This window comes from Microbacterium sp. CSI-V (genome assembly GCF_001984105.1).
GTDB lineage: Bacteria > Actinomycetota > Actinomycetes > Actinomycetales > Microbacteriaceae > Microbacterium.
The window spans coordinates 524539-549109 of the sequence record NZ_MTQM01000007.1; the positions used below are offsets into that span (position 1 = coordinate 524539).

General features: G+C 70.6%; 25 protein-coding genes. 7 read left to right on the plus strand and 18 right to left on the minus strand.

The features are described from left to right. Positions 1-47: 47 nt before the first annotated feature. Entirely contained in the window at positions 48-1379 is a 1332-nt protein-coding gene (locus CSIV_RS06490) for a CotH kinase family protein (RefSeq protein WP_238592341.1), read from the minus strand. A 64-nt stretch (positions 1380-1443) separates the two neighbouring features. Between CSIV_RS06490 and CSIV_RS06495 the strand changes: the two genes are divergently transcribed. Continuing rightward, positions 1444-1959 (plus strand): DUF1697 domain-containing protein, encoded by a 516-nt coding sequence (locus CSIV_RS06495; RefSeq protein WP_077050569.1) that lies wholly within the window; start codon positions 1444-1446, stop codon positions 1957-1959. A 61-nt stretch (positions 1960-2020) separates the two neighbouring features. Here the strand turns inward: CSIV_RS06495 and CSIV_RS06500 are convergent, their stop codons facing one another. From CSIV_RS06500 to ykgO, 3 genes are all read right to left on the minus strand, one after another. Then, positions 2021-2317 carry a hypothetical protein gene (locus CSIV_RS06500; protein WP_077050570.1) on the minus strand — a complete coding sequence of 99 codons (297 nt, stop codon included), beginning with the start codon at positions 2315-2317 and terminating at the stop codon, positions 2021-2023. Beyond that, positions 2314-2622, minus strand: coding sequence for an ArsR/SmtB family transcription factor (locus CSIV_RS06505; protein ID WP_077050571.1), 309 nt, complete (start codon positions 2620-2622; stop codon positions 2314-2316). Before CSIV_RS06505 ends, CSIV_RS06500 begins: the two co-directional genes overlap by 4 nt. 70 nt (positions 2623-2692) lie before the next feature. Further along, on the minus strand, positions 2693-2815 hold the full coding sequence (gene ykgO, locus CSIV_RS06510; RefSeq protein WP_077050572.1) for a type B 50S ribosomal protein L36: 123 nt from the start codon (positions 2813-2815) through the stop codon (positions 2693-2695). Positions 2816-2899: 84 nt separating this feature from the next. Between ykgO and CSIV_RS06515 the strand changes: the two genes are divergently transcribed. Together CSIV_RS06515 and CSIV_RS06520 are read left to right on the plus strand one after the other, a co-directional pair. Beyond that, positions 2900-3886 (plus strand): GTP-binding protein, encoded by a 987-nt coding sequence (locus CSIV_RS06515; RefSeq protein WP_077050659.1) that lies wholly within the window; start codon positions 2900-2902, stop codon positions 3884-3886. Between the two features lie 58 nt (positions 3887-3944). Continuing rightward, a complete protein-coding gene (locus tag CSIV_RS06520) occupies positions 3945-4142 on the plus strand; it encodes a hypothetical protein (RefSeq protein ID WP_077050573.1) in 198 nt (65 codons plus the stop codon). Between the two features lie 37 nt (positions 4143-4179). Here the strand turns inward: CSIV_RS06520 and CSIV_RS06525 are convergent, their stop codons facing one another. The 4 genes from CSIV_RS06525 to CSIV_RS06540 form a co-directional block, all read right to left on the minus strand. Continuing rightward, positions 4180-5259 (minus strand): ABC transporter permease, encoded by a 1080-nt coding sequence (locus tag CSIV_RS06525; RefSeq protein ID WP_077050574.1) that lies wholly within the window; start codon positions 5257-5259, stop codon positions 4180-4182. Then, positions 5256-6221 (minus strand): ABC transporter ATP-binding protein, encoded by a 966-nt coding sequence (locus tag CSIV_RS06530; protein WP_077050575.1) that lies wholly within the window; start codon positions 6219-6221, stop codon positions 5256-5258. The genes CSIV_RS06525 and CSIV_RS06530 overlap by 4 nt, the downstream gene beginning before the upstream one ends. A 237-nt stretch (positions 6222-6458) precedes the next feature. Continuing rightward, positions 6459-7388 carry an NAD(P)/FAD-dependent oxidoreductase gene (locus tag CSIV_RS06535; RefSeq protein ID WP_077050576.1) on the minus strand — a complete coding sequence of 310 codons (930 nt, stop codon included), beginning with the start codon at positions 7386-7388 and terminating at the stop codon, positions 6459-6461. Positions 7389-7434: 46 nt separating this feature from the next. Further along, positions 7435-8424, minus strand: coding sequence for a glycerophosphodiester phosphodiesterase family protein (locus tag CSIV_RS06540; protein WP_077050577.1), 990 nt, complete (start codon positions 8422-8424; stop codon positions 7435-7437). Positions 8425-8568: 144 nt separating this feature from the next. Between CSIV_RS06540 and CSIV_RS06545 the strand changes: the two genes are divergently transcribed. Continuing rightward, positions 8569-9456, plus strand: a complete 888-nt coding sequence (locus tag CSIV_RS06545; protein WP_077050578.1) for a Bax inhibitor-1/YccA family protein — start codon at positions 8569-8571, stop codon at positions 9454-9456. Between the two features lie 363 nt (positions 9457-9819). Continuing rightward, on the plus strand, positions 9820-11043 hold the full coding sequence (gene ligD / locus CSIV_RS06550; RefSeq protein ID WP_077050579.1) for a non-homologous end-joining DNA ligase: 1224 nt from the start codon (positions 9820-9822) through the stop codon (positions 11041-11043). Positions 11044-11140: 97 nt separating this feature from the next. On the opposite strand, the gene CSIV_RS06555 is transcribed toward ligD, so the two are convergent. From CSIV_RS06555 to CSIV_RS06590, 8 genes are all read right to left on the minus strand, one after another. Beyond that, entirely contained in the window at positions 11141-12493 is a 1353-nt protein-coding gene (locus tag CSIV_RS06555; protein ID WP_077050580.1) for a glycosyltransferase, read from the minus strand. Then, positions 12490-12942: a nitroreductase family deazaflavin-dependent oxidoreductase gene (locus CSIV_RS06560; RefSeq protein WP_077050581.1), complete on the minus strand. Its 453-nt coding sequence runs from the start codon at positions 12940-12942 to the stop codon at positions 12490-12492. Before CSIV_RS06560 ends, CSIV_RS06555 begins: the two co-directional genes overlap by 4 nt. A 14-nt stretch (positions 12943-12956) precedes the next feature. Beyond that, on the minus strand, positions 12957-14183 hold the full coding sequence (locus CSIV_RS06565) for an MFS transporter (RefSeq protein ID WP_077050582.1): 1227 nt from the start codon (positions 14181-14183) through the stop codon (positions 12957-12959). Positions 14184-14410: 227 nt separating this feature from the next. Then, positions 14411-15991, minus strand: coding sequence for a glutamine-hydrolyzing GMP synthase (guaA, locus tag CSIV_RS06570; RefSeq protein ID WP_077050583.1), 1581 nt, complete (start codon positions 15989-15991; stop codon positions 14411-14413). Then, positions 15988-16509 carry a DUF3817 domain-containing protein gene (locus tag CSIV_RS06575; RefSeq protein ID WP_077050584.1) on the minus strand — a complete coding sequence of 174 codons (522 nt, stop codon included), beginning with the start codon at positions 16507-16509 and terminating at the stop codon, positions 15988-15990. The genes guaA and CSIV_RS06575 overlap by 4 nt, the downstream gene beginning before the upstream one ends. 10 nt (positions 16510-16519) lie before the next feature. Beyond that, the gene (locus CSIV_RS06580; RefSeq protein WP_083735030.1) at positions 16520-17323 is read right to left on the minus strand and encodes an SURF1 family protein; all 804 of its coding nucleotides are present in this window, start codon (positions 17321-17323) and stop codon (positions 16520-16522) included. Positions 17324-17402: 79 nt separating this feature from the next. Further along, the gene (locus tag CSIV_RS06585) at positions 17403-18518 is read right to left on the minus strand and encodes a GuaB3 family IMP dehydrogenase-related protein (RefSeq protein WP_077050586.1); all 1116 of its coding nucleotides are present in this window, start codon (positions 18516-18518) and stop codon (positions 17403-17405) included. A 46-nt stretch (positions 18519-18564) separates the two neighbouring features. Next, a complete protein-coding gene (locus CSIV_RS06590) occupies positions 18565-19179 on the minus strand; it encodes a TetR/AcrR family transcriptional regulator (RefSeq protein WP_077050587.1) in 615 nt (204 codons plus the stop codon). 72 nt (positions 19180-19251) lie between these two features. Between CSIV_RS06590 and CSIV_RS06595 the strand changes: the two genes are divergently transcribed. After that, the gene (locus CSIV_RS06595) at positions 19252-20682 is read left to right on the plus strand and encodes a DHA2 family efflux MFS transporter permease subunit (protein WP_077050588.1); all 1431 of its coding nucleotides are present in this window, start codon (positions 19252-19254) and stop codon (positions 20680-20682) included. Between the two features lie 22 nt (positions 20683-20704). On the opposite strand, the gene CSIV_RS06600 is transcribed toward CSIV_RS06595, so the two are convergent. Then, complete coding sequence (locus CSIV_RS06600; RefSeq protein WP_083735023.1) at positions 20705-21388, minus strand: TMEM175 family protein; 684 nt, start codon at positions 21386-21388, stop codon at positions 20705-20707. A gap of 73 nt (positions 21389-21461) precedes the next feature. After that, positions 21462-22964, minus strand: a complete 1503-nt coding sequence (gene guaB, locus CSIV_RS06605) for an IMP dehydrogenase (protein WP_077050589.1) — start codon at positions 22962-22964, stop codon at positions 21462-21464. Between the two features lie 252 nt (positions 22965-23216). On the opposite strand from guaB, the gene CSIV_RS06610 reads away from it, so the two are divergent. Continuing rightward, positions 23217-24566: a branched-chain amino acid ABC transporter permease gene (locus CSIV_RS06610; RefSeq protein ID WP_077050590.1), complete on the plus strand. Its 1350-nt coding sequence runs from the start codon at positions 23217-23219 to the stop codon at positions 24564-24566. The last annotated feature ends 5 nt before the right edge of the window (positions 24567-24571 follow it).

Here is a 24571-nt window from a genome sequence, read left to right on the forward strand (position 1 = left end):
GCCTGAGGGAGCGTCCGCTCCTACCCCGACCGGCCAGGTAAAGCCCGCTACTCGCTGAAGTACTGCGCGACCGAGCTCGCCTCCGAGCTCACCACGTCCGACGAGACGAGATCCGACGCACCTTCCTCGAGCGTCTGCGTCCATGAGTCGAGCACGTTCTGCGCCAGCCCCGACATGTAGAGCTCCTGCGTCAACCGGTCGAGTTCGCATTGGTACAGCGCCGTGAAGGTCGCGTTCGCCAGGAACCGCTCGGAGAGCACGTTGCTCCCGCCTCCCCGACCGCCACCGCCTCCCCCCTGTGCCTGTCCTTGCGCCTGCCCCTGGCCTCGGCCCTGCCCCTGCCCACCGCCGCCGGGTGACGCGCCGAAAGCGAGGTTGAGGTCCCACGAGACCACCGTCATGAGGCCGGTGCTCGCGTCGTACGAGAGATAGGAGTTGTTTCCGGGGCCATCGATGTCGTCGAAGTTGTCGACGAGTTCCTGGAAGGCGAGGTAGGTCGCGAACGAGGTGACGTCGAGGTGCTGTCCGAGTTCCGCCTCGAACGTCGCGTCGTCCGACTCGTTGACGAACTGGAGGAAGTCGATCAGAGGAGTCAGGTCGTCCTCTCCCGCCTCCTGGTCGAAGACGTCCGTGTACGACTCGGGATCGTCACCGCGATAGGAGTAGTCGCCGCCGGTCTCGGCCTTGTACAGCGCGGTCGATCCGGTGAGGGCGCGCTCCACCCACGAATCGTCGGGGTTCTCGACGACGAGGCGCAGCGCCTCGGCCCCGTTCACCTCCACCCGGGTCGCCACCGCCTGCTCGGACGCGAGGCCCGAGGCTTCCAGGAGATCCAGTGCGACCGCCTCATTGAGCGAGGTCTCGGAGCTGTTCCCACGGATGACGAATTCGACCGACCCCTCGTACTCCTGTCCATCCACGAACTTGTCGAGGTCGATGATCCAGGGCAGATCCTCGGGGTTCTCGGAACTGAGCTCCGCGTCCGCGTCGGTGGAGAGCCCCTTCAAGGACGAGTTGCCTTTCAGCTTCAGCCCGACGTTCTCGAAGGTGGCACCGTCGATGACGACGGTCGCCTCGATCCACTCCTTCTCCCCGGTGTCGATGTACGCCGCGATGAGCGCGTCGTAATCGTCTTGTTCGTACGAGATCGAGAGGGAATGCACGACGGATTGATCCCAGAACCCCTGTCCCGAGACGACCGCGCTCGTCGATGCCTCCGACGAGGCATCCGTCGGGACGCTCGTCGCCGCATCGGTCGAGACCGCGGAGCTGCAGCCCGCCACCAGGACCACCACGGCGACCGATCCCAGCGCGGCGGTCGCAATCCTCTTTCGTCGCATCATGCCGCCGATGACACCAGGAGCTTCTAAACCCCCCACGAAGCGCGCCTATGCGCCGTCGATGAGCCGAGCCCGACACCTCGCCCCGCGCTACCCTCCCCCCATGCGCCACGTCGCCTTCGTCCGGAATCTCAACCAGGGTCAGCGCGGGCACGTCACGACCGCCGACCTCGTCGCGGCCTTCGTGGAAGCGGGATGCCACGACCCCGCGCCCTTCCAGAGCAACGGCACCGTGGTGTTCGCGGGCGACGCCGAGCGCGCTCAGGACGCCGCCCTCGTCCTGGCCGCGCGAGCGGGCGTGGAGCGCGAGATCTTCACTCTGACGCTGGGCGAAGTGCGGGCCATCGTCACCGACCACGCGCCGGCCCCCGATGCCGCACGCCGCGAGCTGACCCTGCACGCGGGCGGTCCCATCACCCTCGGCCCGCGAGCGCAGGATGAGGCCGCCCGGCGCCGGTGCACGCTGCTCGAAAGCGCGGACGGCTGGACGGTGACGCTCAACGAACGCGAGCGCGAGTCGAACGCGACGCCCGTCATCGAACGCCTCAGCGGTGCGGCCGCCACGTCACGCGGGCTGCCGACGTTGGTACGACTCATCGCACGACTCGGGCACACATGACGACGGTCCGCTCCTCCGATGGAGGCGCGGACCGTCGAAGTCTCGAGAGGCGCGACGAGTATCAGTGCTCGTCGTAGTGGTCGGCGTGCGCCGCGTGGCGGTGGCCGTCGTGGACGTAGTCCACGTGGTCGTCGTGCGCGACGGCCTCGTGGCCGCACGCGTCACCGTGGGCGTGGTCGTCGACGCCGTGCTCGGCCTTCGACTCGTGCTCGTCGTAGTGGTCACCGTGGAGCGCGTGGTGGTGCGTGCCGTGCACGTAGTCCACGTGGTCGCCGTGCTCGATCTTCTGGTGACCGCAGTCTTCGCCGTGGGCGTGCTCGTCGACGGAGTGCTCCGCGTGCGTTTCGGTGGTGCTCATTGCTCGTTCCCCTGCTCGTTCGGTTCTTGGACGTGGGCGATCGCATCGAGCACGACGTGGGCGACGTGCTGGTCGGCGAGGGCGTATCGGATTTCTTTGCCCTCACGCTCCGAGGTCACGAGCCCGGCCTGGCGCAGCGTGCGGAGGTGTTGCGACACCAACGGCTGCGACAGCCCGGCCCCGTCGGCGAGCGCGCCGACGGTGAGCGGTTCGCGGCTCAGCAACCACACCAGCGCGAGGCGGGATTCGTTGCCGAGGACCCTGAACAGCTCAGCGGCCTCGGAGAGCCCGGCGATCTTGTCCACGCCTCAAGAACATCAGACGCATAAACGAATTGCAATGTGTCTACACAATCGGGAACGGTTCTCGTTCGCGTTATCCCTGCCGGCCCTTCCACCGCGGGTTCAGCTTGTTGATCACGAACACGCGCCCGCGGCGGCGGACCACCTGCGCGCCGGGCTGGTTCTTCAGCGACTTGAGCGAGTTGCGGACCTTCATGGCATCCTCCTGTTGATAACCGTTCTCAATAACAAGATAGGCTGTCCCCCGATTCCCGACAAACGAAGGGCGGATGCCGTGGAGATGACGATCGTGACGATGGGCGTGTGCGCGCCCGAACGGCGGGCCTACGCCGAACGCCTCGCCGTCGCACTGGACCGCCCGTTGCACGTGGCCACCCGGAGCTCCGCGCCCGCGCTCCCCCACCCGCGGCCCCGGGCCACCGACGCACACACCGTGGTCGACCTCGGCACCGACGTCGACCTGCTTCACGCGGTCGCCGCGCGGGGCGGGGTCGACGTCGAGGCGGTGTGCGTCGTCGATGCGCGGCACATGATCGGCGACCTTCTCGACGACGCTCCGCTCGAGGCGTCCACCGCGCCGGGCGACTCGCGCGGCGACGTCGGCGCCCGTGCCCGACAGGCAGCCTTGGCACTGGAGATCGCCACCCGGATCGTGTGGGTCAACTGGGAGGCGGTGCCCACCGCCGCCCTCGCGGTGCAGATGGCGCTCGCGTCGCACCTCAACCCGGGCGCGACGCTCCGCCTCACGCGCGATCCGCTCGCCGATCTGTCGGCCGGTGTCCCGCGCGCGCACGAGACCGAGGTGCTCGAGCGGGCCGGGTGGGTCCGCGCGCTCAACGACGAGCACGACCCTTTCATGCGCGACAACCGCGTGAGCACGCTGCGCTACGACCAGGTGCGCCCGTTCCACCCGGCGCGCTTGCAGGCCGCGCTCGACCGGCTGGACGACGGTGCCGCGGGCCGGCTCGTCCGCTCGGCCGGGTTCTGTCGCGTGGCGTCGCGACCCGGCATCCTGGCCCGCTGGGAGCACGTGGGGTCGGCGATGTGGATCGAACCGATCGGCACCGACGACGGTCGTATGGGCCTCGGGCAGGAGATCGCGTTCACCGGGCTCGACCTCTCCGCGCCGCGGCTGCGGCACCTGCTCGACCGCGCCGCGCTCACCGACGATGAGCTCGCGGCCGGCCCCCAGGCGTGGGTCGCGTTCGCGGACCCGCTCCCGGTCTGGCCGACGGTCGACCTGACGATCCCGGATGCCACGGACTAGGACCCCCGTCGTGTCAAGCCGCTCGCCGGTCCCCCGCCCATGGGGCACCGTGGGCGGCATGAGCACACCTGATCTGCCCTCCCGTCACTCCGACGACGCCCGCGCCGACAGCGCCGCCCCCACGGATGCCGTCACCGACGACGTCCGCGAGGACGCAGCCCAGGCCGAGGAGAACGTCGACCTCGACGACCACACCGGAGACACGCTCCGCGACGCCGACGACCCGGGCTTCCCGGCCGCCGACGGACACGCCTGACGCGGTCGCCCCTCGGACGCGCCACCGCTGAGGCGACTCAGGCGATCCGCGTCCCCGGCGGCAGCCGACGCGCCGGCGTCCGCGTGCGGGCGATGCCCCACGCGAGCAGGCCGGCGGCGAGGACCAGCTGCAGGAACAGCCCGACGAACCAGCTCGGTACGGTTCCCGCGATCTGGTCCTCTGTCGACCGGCCCTCGAGCGACCCGTTGGCGCAGTAGTCGTAGGACTGCGCCGTCTCGGGCGGGATCTGGGCCAGACGCACGCCGGTCGCGATCTGCGAGAACAGGTCGGAGGGGTTGCCGTACTGGTCGTACGTCGGCGGCGTCGCGTCCGCGAGGATGACGAACGGGTTGGCCGCGAGCACGCCCCACACGCGGTCGAACCGGGGCACCTCGGTCGTGTAGGTAGAGGTGGTGCACCCGATCTCGTCTGGTCGCGGACACTCGGTCGCGTCGTTCTCCATGTACGGGTCGCACCCCGCGGGAACCGCGTTCCAGTCGAGGTCGCGCGTGGTGATCGTCTGCTCGGTCCGCAGCGCGGTCCCTCCGAGACCGAAGGCGATCAGCGTCCCCAGGGTCAGCGCCGCCACCAGCAGGTACGTCGTGGCGACCGAGAAGACCGGCCGCGCCACGATCGCGCTCACACCGACCCCGATCGCCGCCACGACGCCGACTTCGAGCACCAGGATGCCGAGCGACGAGGCGATCACCGCGGGGTTGAGCTCTCCGACGAACGTCGCCACCACGAGGAACGGCAGCGCGACGACGAGGAACGCGAGCCCGGAGATCCATGCCGCGAGGAACTTCCCGAGCACGATCTCCGTCGTCGTGACCAGAGTCACCTGCACGGGCGCGAGGGTCGCGGCATCCCGATCGCCGTTGACGGCGCTGCCGCTCAGCGTCGGCGACACCAGCAGAACGAGCAGCAGCACGAACATGATGACGAGCGAGTAGAACCAGCCGTTGCCGCCGGTGCTGAGCGAGAACGACGAGAACGACAGGGTGAGCAGTGCGAGCAGGATCACCGCGAAGATCCCGAGCAGCACGTACCAGCCCACCGACCGCACGCGCTGACGCAGGTCGATACCGATGACGGTTCCGAGGCGGCGGGCGTTCATTCGGGGCTCCCCTCGGCCGCGGCGCCTCTTCGCAGATCGAGGAAGGCGTGTTCGAGATCGCCCACCGCGGGGGCGTATTCGACGACCGGGATGCCGGCTCCCACGAGCGCCCGCAGACCCGCCACCGCCGCCGACTCGTCGGCGAACGACACGAGCAGGTCGCGGCGGTCGACACCCACGTCGTCCGGCGTGCGCCCGAGGGCGGCCGCGACGGCGTCGCGGTCCGAGGCCGTGCTCCGAGACGCGTCGGCCGCCAGTCGCACGCGCCACACGCGGAGGCGGGTGGTCGCCGCGGCCACGCGGTCGCGCCCGACGGTCCGCCCGTCGAGCAGGAACACCGCGTCGTCGACGACCTCCTCGAGCTCGGACAGCACGTGACTCGAGATCAGGATCGTGCGTCCCTCGTCGGAGAGTCGCCGGAGCAGCACGCGCAGGTCGATGCGTGCCTGCGGATCGAGTCCGGACGCCGGCTCGTCGAGCAGCAGCACTTGCGGCTCGTGGACGAGGGCGCGCGCCAGCGCCAACCGTTGCTTCTGACCGCGGGAGAGCACACGCGCGGCGGAACCGCTGAGGGGAACGAGGTCCACGAGCTCGAGCAGCCGGTCGGCCCGCACCCGCGCGTCGGCGCGAGACAGGTCGTAGAGCTGGGCCGTGGCGATCAGCACCTCACGCGCGGTCAAAGTGGGCCATGCGCCCAGCGAGTCCGGCATCCAGCCAAGCAGGCGGCGTGCGCCGGCCGGATCGGCCACGGGATCGACCCCGCCGATGCGCACCTCGCCGCCGTCCGGCCGGAGCAGCGACGCCAGCATGAGCAGCAGCGTCGTCTTGCCCGATCCGTTGGGTCCGACGAGCCCCGTCACCCGCCCCGGCTCGGCGGTGAACGTCACGTCCGCCACCGCCGTCACGGCGCCGAACGCCCGTTTCACTTGCACTGCTTCGATGCCCGCGCCCCCTGCGTCCATGCCCCCACCCTACGGGCGCATGCCGGCATGCCCTGTGGTTCGGGGCGTCGCCTCAGGATGCCGCGAGCGCGCGGCCGAGCGCGTCGTTCCGGAACGCAGCGCCCCGAGCCGGTCGCGGCGCACCGACCCGCCGTCCCACACCACGCATAAACGCGATCCACGCGCATAAACGCGTTGGCAGCGCGTTTATGCGTGGGAATCGCGTTTATGCCGATGAGGCGGAGAGGTTCTGGCGCCTCAGGATGCCGCGAGCGCGCGGCCGAGCGCGTCGCCCGACGCCCATGCCGTTCGGACGGCGGCCGACTCTCCCCACGCGTCGCCGCAGAGCGACAGCCCGGGCGAGCGGAAGAACGGCTCGCCGGTCGTCCGGGTGGGGCGCGCGAAGGTCCAGCGGTGGGCGACGGCCGAGACCGGCTCGCCGTCGATGCCCAGCAGACGCCGCGTCGCCGCGGCGACCGGCGGAATCGCGGCATCCGGGTCGTCGAGATACCGCCGCGCCGCGGCGCCCGTCGTATGCACCACGAGCACCGGGGCGCCGTCCCCGCGACGGTCGCCGTCGTCCGCGAGGAACGCGACCTCGGGGTCGCCGTTGACGAACGCGCCGTGCAGGTCGGCGGGCCAGCGGCGCTCGTCCCACCGCAGCACGACCGCGATCACCGGCTCCCACTCCTGGGGCGCGACCGGGATGCCATCCGTCAGGCGCCGCGCCTGCGGTTCGGGCATCGCGAGCACCACCTCGCCGGCATCCAGCCCGTCCACGCGGAAGGGTGCCGCGTGGGCGACCTCGCGGCCCGACTCCACATCAACGTCGTCGGTGAGATCGAGCACGAGTGCGCGCGAGCCGCCCGGCGCCGCCCATCGCAGAGGTCCGGTCTTGCGGGTGACCGACCCGTCCGCGTCGATCGCCGAGAACGTGTCGGTCCACCCTCGCGCGACCCCGCGGGCCTCCCAGTCCGCCGCCACCCGCGCGAACCGCTCGTCGCCGCCCACGACGAAATACGACGCCCCGAGGTCGACCGCGCGTCCGTCGATCGTCCGGCTCGACAGCCGCCCGCCCGGCCTGCGCCCGCGGTCGATCACGCGGACCGAGCCCCCGGCATCCCGCACCGCCCGTGCGCACGCCAGCCCCGAGATCCCGCCACCCACCACTGTCACGTCCACCGTCATCCCGTCATCCTCACCGCCGGGTCGGAGTGCCGACCGGGGCTTGCGCCTACGCCCGGAAGAACGCCACGCCCAGGTCGGGGTGGTCGACGAAGATGCCGTCGAGCGCCGCCTCGCGCAGCACGGACCACTCCCGCTCGTAGTCACCGAACGCAGCCGACGCGCCGCCGCGTCGGAAGCCCGGCAGCAGGAACGGATTCTCGGGGCGGCACGTCCACGTGAACACCCGCAGCCCGCGCCTCTGCGCGTCCGCGACGAACGGCGCGGGGCCCCGCACCCTGCCCAGCCGGTCGGGGGCGAGGATCAGCCGCTTGTCGGGGCTGATGCCGTCGACCGCCTCGGCGAGCGCGTCCAGGCCGGCCGGGGTGAGCATCGACGCGTACGACGCCGCTCGGGCACCATCGCGCTCCCTCAGGTCCCACGGTGCCCCGCTCGCCTCGATCAGTTGCACCAGCGGAGCCCGGATGCCACGCTCCCGCAGCCGCTGCAGGACGAGCGGCTCGAACGACTCGATGACCAGGGCGGGGTCGTCCCACCAGGCGGCATCCCGGAGCTCCCGTTCGACGAGCTCCGCCATGTCGAACCCGGCGCGGGCGAAGAAGGCCGCGTGCTTGATCTCCAGCACCACGCCGACGCCCCCCGCCCTCGCGAGGTCGAGCACGTCGCGGAGGCTCAGCACCGGGTCGACGTCGTCGTGCTCCGCGCTCCCGGGCCGCAGCGTGGGAATCCGCTCGCGGCAGCGGAGCGATTCGACCTCCGACCAGGTGAAGTCCTCGGTGAACCACCCCTCGAGCCGGTCGCCGTCGACGACGCCGGTCCGACGGCGCGCGGCGAACTCCGCGCGCGTCGACACGTCGGTCGTGGAGCCGATCTCGTTCTCGTGGCGGACGACGAGCACCCCGTCCTTCGTGGGCACGACGTCGGGCTCGACGGCATCGACCCCCGCGGCGATCGCCCGCTCGTACGACGAACGGGAGTGCTCGGGGAGATACCCGGGAGCACCTCGGTGACCGATGATCAGGGGGCGCTCGACTGGCACCGGCCCAGGCTATCCGGCGAGCCGACGGACGCCGCTCGCTCATAGCAGAATCCCAGTCCGTCCCGGGATTCTCGCGGCATCCTCAGCTAGTGTTGGTCTACAGCACGGTGCTGTGATCATCAGCAATTTGGAGTGTGAGTCCCTGTGGCCCTCAACAACCCGGCCTTCAACAACCCGGCGTTCCAGGACCCTCGTGGCGGAGCCCAGACCCGTTACAGCCCCCCGCCGGCCCAGTCGATGACCGCCGCCGCTGCGGCCGCCGAGACGGCGAACATCGAGGGCATGTATTCGGCCCCGTCCGCGGGCGCGGTGCAGACCGACCGCATGACGGTCGAAGACACCGTCTTCAAGACCCTCGGCCTGTTCGCCGTCCTCGTCGTCACCGCCGTCGTCGGCTGGATCTGGACGATGAGCAGCGTCACCGTCGCGAACCCCAGCCCGAACATCGCCCCGATGCTCATCGGTGGCCTCGTCGGCTTCGTCCTCGCGATGGTCGCGACGTTCAAGAAGAAGCCGTCGGTCCCGATCTTCATCGCGTACGCGGCGTTCGAGGGTCTGTTCATCGGTGGTATCTCGGCGTTCTTCGAGTTCATCTACCCCGGCATCGTCGTGCAGGCCACCCTCGCGACCCTGTCGGTCGTGGGTGTGACCCTCGCCCTGTTCGCCAGCGGCAAGATTCGCGCCTCCAAGCGCGCCACCAAGATCTTCATGATCGCGATGGTCGGCTACCTCGTCTTCAGCCTCATCAACGTCGGCCTGATGCTCTTCAACGTCCCGCTCGCCGGCGGCGCGTTCGGTCTGCTCAGCGACGTGAAGCTCTTCGGCATCCCGCTCGGTGTCATCATCGGCGTCTTCGTGGTCATCATGGCCGCGTACTCGCTGGTGCTCGACTTCGACCAGATCCAGCGCGGCGTCCGCAACGGCGCCCCGCGCGTCTACGGCTGGGTCGGCGCCTTCGGCATCATGGTCACCGTCGTGTGGCTGTACGTCGAGATCCTGCGCATCCTCGCGATCCTGCGCGGCAACAACTGACGCACCGTTTCGCACGAAGGGCCGTCCCGTTCGGGGCGGCCCTTCGTCGTTCCGCTCTAGGGCGTCTCCATCGCCCCGGCCAACCGGTTCAGTGCCCCCGGCGCCGCCCTGCCCCGCCCTGCGCTGTCGTTCGGTGTCCAAGACACGCGGACGCATCGCCATGGCATCCGCGTGTCTTGGCCACTGAAGTGGGAACCGCACGGCGTGAGACCTCAGCCCACATTTCGGTGTCCAAAACACGCGGACGCACCGCTGTCGCACCCGCGTGTCTTGGACACTCGACGCCGGCACGGCCGCCGCACCCGCATCTGCCGCGTCCGCAAGGGAGTCCCACCCCGGATGCCACGGGGCTACCCTCGCGACATGAGCCCCGCGAAGACGCCCCCGACGGTCCTCGACGTCGCCGGGCACGAGGTCCGGGTCACGAGTCCCGACCGCGTCGTGTTCCCCGAGCCGGGCCTGACCAAGCTCGACCTCGTCCGGTACTACCTCGCGGTCGCCGACGGTGCCCTGCGCGGCGCGGGCGGTCGGCCCATGGTGCTGAAGCGGTTCGCGAAGGGTCTCGACCAGGAGCCGTTCTTCCAGAAGCGCGTCCCCGAGAACCACCCCGACTTCATCGACACGGCGACCCTGCACTACGCCTCGGGGACGTCCGCCGAGGAGACGGTGATCCGCGACGCGGCGGGTCTCGCCTGGATCGTGAACCTCGGATGCCTCGACCTGAACCCCCACCCGGTGCGGGCCGAAGACCTGGACCATCCCGACGAGCTCCGCATCGACCTCGATCCCATGCCCGGGGTCGACTGGGCGCAGATCGTCGACGTCGCCTTCACCGCGCGGGACGTGCTCGACGACCACGGCCTCGTGGGCTGGCCGAAGACCTCGGGCTCGCGAGGGCTGCACATCCTCGTTCGGATCCGTCCGGAGTGGGAGTACCCCGATGTCCGCCGCGCGGCAGAGATCCTCGCCCGCGAGGTCGAGAATCGCGCACCCGGTCTCGCGACGGCGCGCTGGTGGAAGGAGGAGCGCGGGGAAAGCGTGTTCGTCGACTTCAACCAGAACGCGAAGGACCGCACCGTGGCATCCGCGTACTCGATCCGCCCGCTTCCCGACGCGCGGGTGTCGACGCCGCTCACGTGGGAGGAACTCCGCGAACGACGCCCCGAGGAGTTCACGGTGCTCACGGTGCCCGAGCGCTTCGCGGCGACCGGCGACCCGCACGAGGGCATCGACGCCGCCCCGGGTTCGCTCGACGGACTCCTCGCCCTGGCCGAGCAGATGGGGCCCGCCGAGAAGCCGCCGCGCGGATCGGACGGCTCGGGGCGCCGCGCCTCGACGATGCCCCTCATCGAGGTCGCCCGCACGAAGACAAAGCCCGAGGCGCTCGACGCCCTCGAGCAGTGGAAGGGTCGGCATCCCGAAACGGCGGCGGCGCTGCATCCCGCCGACGTGATGCTCGACGGCATGCGCGGCTCGAGCTCGCTCTGGTACCGCGTGCGCATCAACCTGCAGCACGTCCCGGATGCCACCCGCCCGCCGCAGGAGCCGTTGATCGCCGACTACGACCCCTGGGCTGGCCGCGGCTGACGCACCGCACCCCGGTCGAGTGTCCAAGACACGCCGTTCGGGTCGCCCGCCAACGGCGTGTCTTGGACACCGAACGGGGCGAGAGCGCCGGCTCGCCCTACCGGCGCGTCGGGCGAGACAACGCGTCGGCGGCCGCGGCGGCGAGCGTCTGCATCGCGCGCGCGGGACTCAGGGCCGCAGCGGACGCCCGAGCCTCGCGGGCGAGACGCCGCCGCAACGCCGCATCGCCCAGCACCCGCACCAGGGCTGCGGCGAGCGCGTCCTCGTCGCCGTCGGGCACCAGGATGCCGCCCCCCTCGGCGAGCATGTCGCGCGGGCCGTAGCGGATGTCGTAGGCCACGACGGGAACGCCGTGCGCGAGGGCCTCGGCGAGCGCGAGCCCCTGTCCTTCGAACGCGGAGGTCGTGAGATACGCCGACGCGGAGTCGAGAACGGCGCCGGGGTCGAGCGTCAGCCCGCGCAGCGACACCGACTCGCTGAGCCCCAAATCGGTCACGAGCGCCTCGAGCGCCGCGCGCCCGGGGCCGGCTCCCCACACCTCCAACCGGGCGGCCGGCAGCTCCGCGACCACCCGCGCGAAGGCCCGGATCGCGTGGTCCACCCGCTTCCCAGGCGCGAGTCTGCCGAGCACCACGGCGGGGCCCTCCGGCGCGTACTCGGTCTCGTCCGGCACCGGGATGCCGTGCGGCGCGACGACGTCGACCCGGCCGTCGCCGAAGCGCGCCCGCACGTCGTCGTGCTGCCATGCGGTCGGCCAGAGCACCGCGTCGAAGCGGGAAGCCGCCGCCAGCCATCTCTCCCAGAGCGCGTTGACCGGCGCGTCGGCGGTGAAGGGCGGCTCGAGGTGGATCGTGTGGACGGTGTGGAGGATCCGCACGTCGGGGTCGACCCAGTCGACGATCAGCTCGCCGAGCTGTCGCGACTCGCAGACGAGCACGATGGGTCGGTCGACCTCCGCGCGCAGCCCGGAGACCACGTGCGCGAGCCATGCGCGGTACAGCGCGCCGAACCCGTCGATGACCCCCGCCGCGGCGCCCGCGGCATCTCGCACGACGATCGGTGCGGTCGAGAGGTGCCAGTGCGGATCGATGACGTTCGGCAGATCGACCGCACCGGCGGCGACGCTCCGATACTCCAGCGCCGGATCGGCCGCGCCGGGCCGAGCGGCCGCGCGCAGCCAGTCGGCTGCTCCGCCTTCCGGGCTCACGGCCTCGTCGAACAGATTCCGGAAGACCTCGGATGCCGCTGCCGCCCCGCGCCGCACGAACTCCGCGCGGTGTTCGGCGTGCGCCTCCCCCTCGCCCGGGTCGACCGTCAGCAGCAGCGCCGGGGCACCGGCATCCGCCATCTGCCGCGCGCGGGCGAGAGTCGAGATCGTGTACCCGCCGTCGAGGTCGGGGATCAATCGGCTCGAGAGGATCAGGTACCACGCGTCCGGGAAGCCGGTCATCGACGGCCCTCCGAGCGCAGCCGGAAAACCGGGAACCCGGGCGCGATCTCCCTCAGCCGTTCCTCCGGCGAGTTCTTGTCGACGCCCTCGAAGAAGCGGCCGACCTCCCACGCCCACGCGACCAGGTACGCGCGCAGGATGGGCGGCTTCTCGGCATCCGGCACCTCCTCGGCCCGGAAGACCTCGACCGACCGCCCCGCGCGCAGCTCACCGCCTCCGGCCGCGCGGAGGTTCCGCACCCACTGAGTCGTCCCGCGCGGAGCGACGAGGTAACGGTCGCCGGCGACGCGGAGAGGGTTCACCGGCGTGGTGCGCCACTCCCCCGACGAACGGCCCCGGACGGCGAGCACCCGGCTCCCCGCGAGGGGCAGCCCCGCACGGGTCAGCGCGGCCACCGCCGCGTTGAAGACGGTGTCGAGTCGGGTCGGCCGCACGAACCTGTCACTCATGCCCCCATCCTCCCCTACGACCCCACTCCCATCGAGCGGATGGATGCCGCCTTCGGTCGGGCCGACAGCAGTGCCTCGCCGGTCGCACCGAGCACGAGGGTCGCCGCACAGCTCACGGCCATCACGGTGAACCCGAGCACGGGGCCTGCGGCATCCAGCCCCACTCCCGCGAGGGTCGACCCCAGCGGAATGCCGGCCCCCAAGCCCAGCGACGGGTACGCGAGGAGTTCCGTGACGCGGTCGCGGTCCGCCCGCGACTCCACGAGAGCGAACCCCGCGACCAGGACCGGCCCGATGAGAGCCCCGACCACCGCGGCGACCACCAGTGCCGCGAGGCTGTCGGCGACGAACGGCAGAGCGGACCCTGCGACGGCGAGCAGGACGCTGCTGCGGAGCCAGCGGGCGCGCAGGGAGCCCCGCTGCCGAAGAGCGCCGTAGACGAGCGCGCCGGCGGTGTTCCCGACGGCGAGGGAGGCCATCAGGAGCCCGGCCAACCACGGAGCACCGGCTCGGTCCGCCCAGGAGACGGCGGTGACGTCGAATGAGCCGAACATCGCTCCCACCCCGACCCAGGCGACGGTCACCGGAAGGATGCCGACCGGGGGCAGGAGGCGTGGACGCGGACCGGTGACGGCGACGCGGGGCGGTTGCGACCCGCGCAGCAGGCCGAGCCAGAGGAGCCCGATCGCGCCCACCATCACCACGACGGCGATCCCGACCTGCGGGGCGGCCGCCGCGGCGATCAGCGTGAGGACGGGCGGGGCGATGACGAAGACGCTCTCGTCGGCGATCGATTCGAGGGCGTAGGCGCTGTGCCGCCGCTCAGGAGGGACGAGGGCGCCCCACCGCGCGCGGACCGCGGGTCCGACGTCGACCGAGACGGCGCCGGCGACCACCGCCATCCCGAACCACGTCACGACCGGTGTCGCGGCGAGCACCGCCCACACGAGCATCACGACTGCGAGCGACAGCGTCAGGGCGGCGAGGAGCAGCACGGGGCGCTGCCCGCGGCGATCCATGAGTCGGGACCACAGCGGGCCCGCGAACGCCGTGCCGACGACGAACGCGGCGCCCACTCCACCCGCGAGCGCGAAGCTCCCGGTCGCGGCCTGGACGAGCAGCACGATGCCGAGGTTGAGCGTTCCGCGCGGGAAGCGGGCGACCCACCCCGCGAGGGTGAACCAGGGGGCTCCGGTCACGCGCAGCACGTCACGGTAGCCGGAGAAGTCGATACGGGTCACGGGAGACTTGTGCCGTTCTGGCCGGACGAACCCGGGAGATTCCCGAGGGCTGATCGCCGACGCCTCCAACGTATACCTTCGCCGCTGACGACAGAGCGCCCCCGCCGCCGTCCGGTGGAGGGGTGTCGTCTTCCGGTCGATCGGGGTAGGGGCCCTGCTCTCGATCGGAAGACGACACCCCGGAGCCGGACGACGGCGGGGGCGCGGGAGCCGGTGTCAGACCCGGCTCACTCCCATTCGATCGTCCCCGGCGGCTTCGACGTCACGTCGAGCACCACGCGGTTGACTTCGCGCACCTCGTTGGTGATGCGGTTCGAGATCTTCGACAGCACGTCGTAGGGCAGACGCGTCCAGTCGGCGGTCATCGCGTCCTCGCTGGAGACGGGGCGCAGCACGATCGGGTGACCGTAGGTGCGGCCGTCGCCCTGCACGCCCACCGAGCGCACGTCGGCCAGCAGCACGACGGGGCACTGCCAGATCTCGGCATCCAGGCCGGCCTTCGTCAGCTCGGCGCGGGCGATGGCGTCGGCCTCACGCAGAATCTCGAGGCGGTCAGCGGTGACCTCGCCCACGATGCGGATGCCAAGACCGGGCCCCGGAAAGGGCTGCCGGCCGACGATGGCCTCGGGGAGGCCGAGCTCGCGACCGATCGCGCGGACCTCGTCCTTGAAGAGGGTGCGCAGCGGCTCGACGAGCTCGAACTGCAGGTCTTCGGGGAGGCCGCCGACGTTGTGGTGCGACTTGATGTTCGCGGTTCCCGCGCCGCCGCCGGACTCGACGACGTCGGGGTACAGCGTGCCCTGCACGAGGAACCGGATCGGCTCGCCGTCGGCCTTCGCCTCGGCGACGAGGTCGGCCTGGACCTTCTCGAACGCGCGGATGAACTCGCGGCCGATGATCTTGCGCTTCTCTTCGGGGTCGCTGACGCCGGCGAGGGCGTTCAGGAACGTCTCGCGCGCGTCGACGGTGATGAGCCGCACACCGGTGGAGGCGACGTAGTCGTTCTCGACCTGCTCGCGCTCGCCCTTGCGGAGGAGCCCGTGGTCGACGAACACGGCGACGAGCTGGTCGCCGACGGCTTCGTGCACGAGGGCGGTCGAGACGGCGGAGTCGACGCCGCCCGACAGCGCGGACAGCACGCGGCCGGTGCCGACCTGCTCGCGGATGCGGGCGACCTGCTCAGCGATCACGTTGCCGCTGTTCCAGTCCGCCGGGAGCCCGGCCGCCTTGTGCAGGAAGTTCTCGATGACCCGCTGGCCGTGGTCGGTGTGCTTCACCTCGGGATGCCACTGCACGCCGTACATGCGGCGGGCGTCGTTCGCGAACGCCGCGACGGGCGTGTGCGCGGTGCGCGCGAGGACCTCGAACCCCTCGGGGGCGCGCGAGACCTGATCGCCGTGGCTCATCCAGACGTTCTGCTCGACGGGCTGTCCCTCGAGGAGTGTGCCTTCGGTGACGACCGTGGCATCCGTCGCACCGTACTCGCGGAGACCGGTGTTCGCGACCTCGCCGCCGAGGGCCTGGGCCATCACCTGGAATCCGTAGCAGATGCCGAGCGTGGGCACGTCGAGGTCGAACACGCCACCGTCGAGCCGCGGGGCACCCTCTTCGTACACCGACGAGGGGCCGCCGGAGAGGATGATGCCCACGGGGTTCTTCGCGGCGATGTCGTCGGCCGTCGCGGTGTGCGGGACGATCTCGCTGTAGACACCGGCTTCGCGGACGCGGCGGGCGATCAGCTGCGCGTACTGGGCGCCGAAGTCGACGACGAGGACGGGACGCTGCGACGTTTCGGTCTGTTCGGTCACCGGGTTCCTTCCGGGGCGGGGACGGGAGCGGATGCCTCGGCGGCTTCGCGCTCGGCGAGGTAGGCGCGCACGCTGCGGGCGGTGCGCACCTCGAGGATGAAGGAGAGGAAGGGCACGACGCCGCCGAGCGCGAGGAACACGAAACGGCGGAACGGCCAGCGCATGAGACTCCACACGCGGAAGCAGGAGAAGAGGTACACGACGTAGAACCAGCCGTGGATCACGAGGATCGCGAGCGAGATGTTCACACCGTCGCCGGTCGAGAGGATCTCGCAGCCGCTGCCACCCGGCACGAACAGGGAGAACCACTGGCATCCGGGTCCGGGGATGGCATCGGCGAACCACAGGAAGCCACCGGATCCGCCCAGGAAGAGTTCCTTGTGGATGGGCGTGTACTTCACGATCATCTCGGCGACGAGCAGGAGCAGGCCGGTACCGGTGATGATCGAGCAGATCTGGTAGAACTTCAGGGCTCCGCGGATCGCCGGGAACGAGGCGAGCTTGGGGGCGCGGGGCATGGATGCCAGTCTAGTCGCGGGATTCCGCGGAACCCGCCGCGAGGGCCTCGGACTGTTCGTCCTCGAGATCTTCCACTTCCTTCTCCCACGCGTCGCGGGCGAGGCGGTACCAGAGGTACAGGGCGAAGCCGGCGAAGATGGCCCACTCCACGGCGTAGAAGATGTTCAGCCAGTTCACGCTCGAGCGCTCATCGGGAGCGGGCGAGTCGATGGCATCCAGGGGTCCGATCGCGGACTGCGACGCGAGATAGGGACGGTAGACGGCGACCCCGTCGACGTCGTGCCAGCGCCCCAGCAGCACGGCCGGAGACATCCGCGACATGGTCTGCGGGTCGACCCCCGCCGGCGGGCGGCCCGGACCCTCGTCCGAGATGAGACGCCCGGTCACCGTGACGATGGCGTCGGGATCGGACTCGACCTGATCCTGGAGGGCGTCGACGGCGTTCCGCGCCGAGGCGGCATCGCTCGCCCAGCCCACGGCGACCGCGATCGAGGTGGGCGTCGCCACCCCGTCGAGTCGCAGCTGACCGGTGACCCAATACCCCTCGACACCGTCGTTGTACCGGGACGAGACGACGAGGAAGTCGTCGGGGATCCAGCGACCACTGGCCTCGACCCGCTGCCCGACGAGGGGCTCGGGCAGATAGGCGCCCGGCTGCGCGACATCGGCGAGCGGTCGCACGATCTCTGTCTGGCCGGGCTCGGCGGGGGCCGTGTCGATCGCGCGGCCGAGCTGCCACTGCCCGAGCCACGCCAGGAGGCCGGCGACGACGAGCGAGAACGCCAGGAGCGCCAGCCAGCGCGGGCGCAGCATGACCTCGCGCAGGGTCGGCGGGAAGACCTGGCGGGGCTCCTGCTCGAGCGCGGTGGGAGAGGTCACGCGGTCTCCGGCATCAGTGTCCGTAGGGCGCGACGACGACCTCGACGCGCTGGAACTCCTTGAGGTCGGAGTACCCGGTCGTGGCCATCGACTTCCTGAGCGCTCCGATGAGGTTCGCGGTGCCGTCGGCCACGGGGGCGGGGCCGTACAGGATCTGCTCGAGCGGACCCACGCGGTCGACCGCGACGCGGTGGCCGCGCGGCAGCTTGGGGTGGTGCGCCTCGGGACCCCAGTGGAAACCGCGCCCCGGGGCGTCGGTGGCCCGCGCGAGCGCGACGCCCAGCATGACCGCGTCCGCACCCATGGCGAGCGCCTTGACGATGTCGCCCGAGGTTCCGACGCCGCCGTCGGCGATGACGTGCACGTAGCGGCCGCCCGACTCGTCGAGGTAATCACGGCGGGCACCGGCGACATCGGCGACCGCGGTGGCCATCGGAGCGTGGAGGCCGAGGGTCGCGCGGGTCGTGGAGGCGGCGCCGCCGCCGAAGCCGACCAGCACACCCGCCGCGCCCGTGCGCATGAGGTGCAGGGCAGCGGTGTAGGTGGCGGCCCCGCCGACGATCACCGGAACGTCGAGGTCGTAGATGAACTTCTTGAGGTTCAGCGGCTCGGCCACGCTCGAGACGTGCTCGGCGGAGACGGTCGTCCCGCGGATGACGAAGAGGTCGACGCCCGCGGCGACGACGGTCTCGTACAGGTCGTGGGTGCGCTGGGGGGTCAACGCTCCGGCGACGGTGACCCCGGCGGCGCGGACCTCGGCGAGACGGTCGCGCACGAGCTCCGGCTTGATGGGCTCGGAGTAGAGCTCCTGCATGCGCCGGGTGGCTTCGGAGTCGGGGAGGCCCGCGATCTCGGCCAGCAGCGGTTCGGGGTCGTCGTAGCGCGTCCACAAGCCCTCGAGGTCGAGGACGCCGAGACCGCCGAGGCGGCCCAGCTCGATCGCGGTGCGGGGGCTCACGACGGAGTCCATCGGGGCGCCGAGCACCGGGATCTCGAACGGGAACGCGTCGATGGTCCACGCCGTCGACACGTCTTCCGGGTTGCGCGTGCGGCGCGACGGCACGACGGCGATGTCGTCGAAGGTGTAGGCGCGGCGGGCACGCTTGGCGCGGCCGAGGTCGATCTCCATGGTCACTCCCCCAGCCTACCCGCCCGCATTTTGCCGGTCGGCGTGCTCACCAGGGTTCGTCCGCCCGGGGCGCCATCGAGAGCACACGCACCTTGTCGGTCGGAAAGCAGGCGTCGAAGAGCTCGTGCACCCGCGGGTCGGTGTCGTAGTCGTCGGCGAGGCGCAGACCGAACATCGAGTTGATCATCATGCCCTGGGCCAGGAACGCCTGGGCGGACTGGACGTCGAACCCAACGTGGCGCAGGAACTCCCACACGCGCGCGAAGCCGTCACGGGCACGCGGTCCGATGACCGGGTGAGCGCCGAGCAGGAACGCGTGCGACAGGGTCTGATGCAGACCCCGCACCTGCAGGAGACCGATGTAGGCGTGGCCGACGCGTTCCGGCAGCTCACCCGGGCTCGCACCCTCGGCGGCCGCGGCGAACGCGCCCAACAGGCGGTCCAGGGCGGCTTCGAGTGCGGCGACGAAGAGGTTCTCCTTCGTGCCGAACAGACGCACGACGTACGGCTGGGAGATCCCCGCCGCACGGGCCACGTCGTCGGTCGTGGTGCCCACGTATCCCTTGGCGCCGAACACGGCGAGCGCGGCGGCCAGGATCTGCTCCCGCCGCTCCTCCGAGCTCATTCGGCGCGCGGGCGCGGAGTCTGTCGGTGACGGCATGTTGACAGGTTATCAGTCGATTAGTACAGTGACCTCAGATTTGTTATCAGTCGATTACAACAAGGAGCTCTCGTGAACACTCCCCCTCGATCGCGCCCGTTCGTCTGGGTCGTGATCGCCGCGTCCCTGCCGATGTTCATGGCCACCCTCGACAACCTCGTCATGACCAACGCCCTCCCCGTCCTCCACAGCGAGCTCGGCGCGAGCATCGAGGAGCTGCAGTGGTTCGTCAACGCGTACACGCTCGCTTTCGCGAGCCTCATCCTCATCGCCTCCGCCCTCGGTGATCGCTTCGGACGGCGCACGGCGTTCGTCGTCGGCATCGTCGCCTTCGGGGTCGGGTCCGTGCTCGCGGCGCTGAGCGTCGACCCCGCTCAGCTGATCGCGGCACGGGCGGTCCAGGGACTCGGTGCGGCAGGCGTCATGCCGCTGTCCCTCGCCCTCCTCAGCGGCGCCGTCGCCCCGGAGCGTCGACCTCTCGCCATCGGCATCTGGGGAGGCATCTCCGGTCTCGGCGTCGCGGTCGGACCGCTCGTGGGCGGCGCGGTCATGGAGGGGTGGAACTGGCAGGCGATCTTCTGGCTCAACGTGCCCGTCGCCATCGTGGCGATCCCGCTCGCCCTGTGGGCTCTCCCCAACGCGTTCGGCGACCGCGCGCGCATCGATGTCGTCGGAGCCGTCCTGGCCGGAAGCGGCGTCCTGGCCCTGGTGCACGCGATCGTCCGCGGCAACGACGACGGGTGGGGCTCGGCATCCGTCGTGGTCGAACTCGTGCTCGGCTCGCTCCTGGTGATCGCGTTCGTTGGCTGGCAGCTGCGGACCCGATCGCCCCTCGTGCCCCTGCGGTTGTTCCGCGACCGGTCCTTCTCGGTCACGAACGTGGTCGGCTTCGCCTTCAGCTTCGGGACGTTCGGTGCGGTGTTCCTTCTCATCCAGTTCCTGCAGGTGGTGCAGGGGTCGACCCCGTTCGAAGCGGCGCTGCAGACGACTCCCTGGACCCTCGCTCCCATGGTCGTCGCGCCGCTCGCCGGCATCTTCGCCCCGCGGGTCGGAACGCGTCCGCTCATGATCGCGGGGCTCCTGCTGCAGGCCATCGCCCTCGGTTGGATCGCGCTCACCATGTCGGCCGAGGTCGAGTACGCCACGCTCGTGCCGCCGTTCATCTTCGCGGGAGTGGGCATGGGACTCGTCTTCGCTCCGTCGGCGACGGCGTTGCTCGCCACACTCGACGTCGTCGACCACGCGAAGGCGTCCGGCGTCAACTCCACCGTGCGCGAGATCGGGCTGGCGCTCGGGACCGCCGTCATGACGGCCATCTTCGTCGGCGCCGGCGGGCAGCTGGTGCCGGACCTCTACGTGGATGCCGCCCGCCCCGCGATCTTCGTCGGCTCGGCGGTGCTGCTGGTCGCCGCCGGCCTGGCCCTGCTCCTCCCCGCCGGCCGCTCGCCGCGCGCGGTGGTCGACCCGCAGGCGGCACCCGCGGAACCGTCGCTGGCCCGCTGACGCCGAACCGCGCGAGGTCCCCTCAGTCCGTCCCGCTCGACGCCCCCGGTTCCGCCGGGGGCGTCGAGCGCGTGGCGGTAGGATCGGTCGGCGCGTCCGCGCCGCGCAGCCTCCGGGTCAGCGGCCCGTCGAAGAGGAACAGCAGGAACCCGGCGGACCCGACCAGAGGACTCACCGCGACCGCGAGCCCGCTGAGGATCACGGCGCTGAGCGCCGCACGTCCGAGGCGCCTCGCATCGTCGCGCGAGAGGTCGGGGATCGCGCCCGAGCGCAGCGCCCACGTCCACTGGAGCCAGCCCACGAGGATCGCCAGGAAGAAGTTCACCGGCAGCAGCAGGCGACCGAGCAGGAACTCGGAGTAATCGGTGTCCAGCGACGTCGTGAACGGGACCAGCACGATCAGCAGCAACCGGAGATTGTTGATCCACATCCCCGCGTTGTCGATCCGCACGATCCACTCGAACTGACGCACGTGCGTCATCCACATGATGCAGAGCACCAGGAAGCTGATGACGAACGAGAACACCGGATGCCGCATGTCGAGCAGGGCGCCGGCGAGGTCGGCATCCGAGGCCACGTCGCCGAGCGACTGCGACGTGAGGTCCAGCACGAGCAGCGTCGCCGCGATCGCGAAGACGCCGTCCGTGTACGCCTCGGTGCGTCGGGCCGAGACGGTGACCGAGGGATGCCTCTCACGTCGGATCATTCGCACAGCGTAGCCGCGCGCCCGGAACGCCGAAGGGCCGGGCGATCGCTCGCCCGGCCCTTCGGAATCCCGATTACTTCTTGTAGTTCGGAGCCTCGACGACGATCTGCACGTCGTGCGGGTGCGACTCCTTGAGTCCCGCCGAGGTGATGCGGACGAACTTGCCCTTGGTCTTCAGCTCCTCGACCGTGCGGGCGCCGACGTAGAACATCGACTGCCGAAGACCGCCGATGAGCTGGTACGCCACCGCGGCGACGGGCCCGCGGTACGGGACCTGACCCTCGATGCCCTCGGGGATCAGCTTGTCGTCGCTGGGGACGTCGGCCTGGAAGTACCGGTCCTTCGAGTACGAGGTCTTCTTGCCACGGGTCTGCAGCGCACCCAGCGACCCCATTCCGCGGTACTGCTTGAACTGCTTGCCGCCCTGGAACACGATCTCGCCCGGAGACTCGTCCGTGCCGGCGAGCAGCGAACCGAGCATCACGGTGTCGGCACCGGCGACGAGCGCCTTGGCGATGTCGCCCGAGTACTGCAGGCCGCCGTCGGCGATCACCGGCACGCCCGCCGGGATCGCGGCCTGCGCGGCCTCGTAGATGGCGGTGACCTGCGGCACGCCGACACCCGCGACGACACGCGTGGTACAGATCGAGCCCGGACCGACGCCGACCTTCACGGCGTCCACGCCGGCGTCGATGAGCGCCTGAGCGCCCTCGCGCGTGGCGACGTTGCCGCCGATGACGTCGACGTGCGCGAACGACTCGTCCGCCTTCAGTCGACGGACGATGTCGATGACGCCGGCCGATTGCCCGTTGGCGGTGTCGACGACGAGCACATCGACACCGGCGTCGCGCAGGGCCTCGGCGCGCTGCCACGCGTCGCCGAAGAAGCCGATCGCCGCGCCGACGCGCAGGCGGCCCTGCTCGTCCTTGGTCGCGAGCGGGTACTTCTCGCTCTTGTCGAAGTCCTTGATGGTGATGAGGCCCGCGAGCTTGCCGTCGTCGTCGACGAGCGGCAGCTTCTCGACGCGGTGCTTGGCGAAGGTGGCGATGACGTCGTTCGCGTGGATGCCGACGGGGCCGGTGATGAGGCCCTCCTTCGTCATCACGTCCTTGACCAGGGTCGTCTGGCGCTCGAAGCCCGAGACGAATCGCATGTCGCGGTTGGTGATGATGCCGACCAGGACGCCGTCCGGGTCGATGACCGGCAGACCCGAGATGCGGTACTGCGCGCACATCGCGTCGACCTCGGCCACGGTGGCATCCGGGGTCGTGGTGATCGGGTTCGAGACCATGCCGGACTCGCTGCGCTTGACCTGGTCGACGATCGCCGCCTGGTCCTCGATCGAGAGGTTACGGTGCACGATGCCGATGCCGCCCTGGCGGGCGATCGCGATCGCCATGCGGGCCTCGGTCACGGTGTCCATCGCGGACGACAGCAGCGGGGTCGCGACGGTGATGCGACGGGTGAGCCGCGACGACGTGTCGGCCTCGCTCGGGATGACGTCCGTGTGCCCCGGCAGGAGCAGGACGTCGTCATAGGTCAGTCCGATGAAACCGAAGGGGTCGTGCTGCTCCATGGATCCTCCTGCGCGCGCGGCGCCTGTTCGAAAAAGGACGACGTCGGCCGGTGCGCGCGAAGCGCTCCGCCATGAATTCTAAGCGCCGCGAGGGGCGGAATCATTCCCGAGTCGCCGCTCGCGCGGGCGGCTTCGCCACGACACGGTTCGCTAACGGCGACGAGCCGAAACACGAACGACACATTACGCTCGTAGCGTCGATCGTCGAAGCTGACGAAACGACATCGTCAGCGCTGCCGAACTGGAGACTCCGTGGGTCATTCCTCCCCCACCGCGACACGATCGCGCACCCTTGCCCGCCCAGCCCTCCTCATCGTGTCGCTTCTGGCGAGCGCGGTCGCGGCCCTGAGTCTGTTCCTGGCCGCACCGGCTCACGCGCAGACCACACCGCCTCCCACCCCGGCGTCGACGCCCGGCACGGTCGACGTCGCGACCCAGTACACGATCGGCGGCATCATCCGCAGCGGAGACGAACCCGTCGAAGGGGTCGAGATCGCGGTCGAAGGCTCCGGCTTCTCGGAAGTCGGCACCACGGGTGCCGACGGCCGCTGGTCGGTCGCCGTCCCGGGCCCGGGCCAGTACACCGCGAAGCTCAACGTCGACTCGCTGCCCGACGGCGTCGCCCCGCGCGACCCCGAGAACATCACGCGCGACGTGACCGTCGGCACCACCAACACCGTGAACGTCCTCTTCCCCACCGGCGAGGGCACCGCGGCGACGGGGTCGATCTGGGAGACCCTCTTCTCGCGCTTCATCTACGGCCTGAACTTCGGGCTGCTGCTCGCCCTCGCCGCGATCGGCATCTCGCTCATCTTCGGCACGACCGGTGTGAACAACTTCGCGCACGGCGAGATGCTGACCTTCGGCGCGATCATCTTCTACGTGTTCACCTCGCTCGGCTGGAACCTGCTCCTGGCCGTGCTGCTCACGGTGGCGCTGTCCGCCGCCCTCGGCTGGACACAGGATGCCGTGCTGTTCAAACCTCTCCGCAAACGCGGGGTCGGGTTGGTCCAGGTGCTCATCGTGACGATCGGCCTCTCGATCGTCCTGCGGTACCTGTACCTCTACTTCTTCGACGGCGGCACGCGGAACATCGACACCGGGATCACCGACAACGTCACGATCGGTCCGGTGACGATCACGCTCACGTCGCTGATCAGCATGGGCGTCAGCGTGGTCATGCTCGCCGCGGTCGCCTACTTCCTGACCCGCACCCGCATCGGCAAGGCGACCCGCGCGGTCAGCGACAACGCCTCGCTCGCGGCGGCATCCGGAATCAACGTCGACCGCGTCATCCGCATCGTCTGGGTCCTCGCGGGCGCACTCACCGGCCTCTCGGGCGTGCTCTACGGCCTGTACCGCGGTGTCACGTGGGACATGGGCTTCGCGATCCTCCTGCTGCTGTTCGCGGCGGTGACCCTCGGTGGTCTGGGCAGTGCCTTCGGCGCCCTCGTCGGCTCGCTCATCATCGGCATCATCACGGAAATGTCCACCATCGTCATCCCGCCGGACCTCCGGTACGCGGTGGCCCTGATCGTGCTCATCGGCGTGCTGCTGTTCCGGCCGCAAGGTGTGCTCGGTCGTAAAGAGCGGATCGGCTGAGGAAG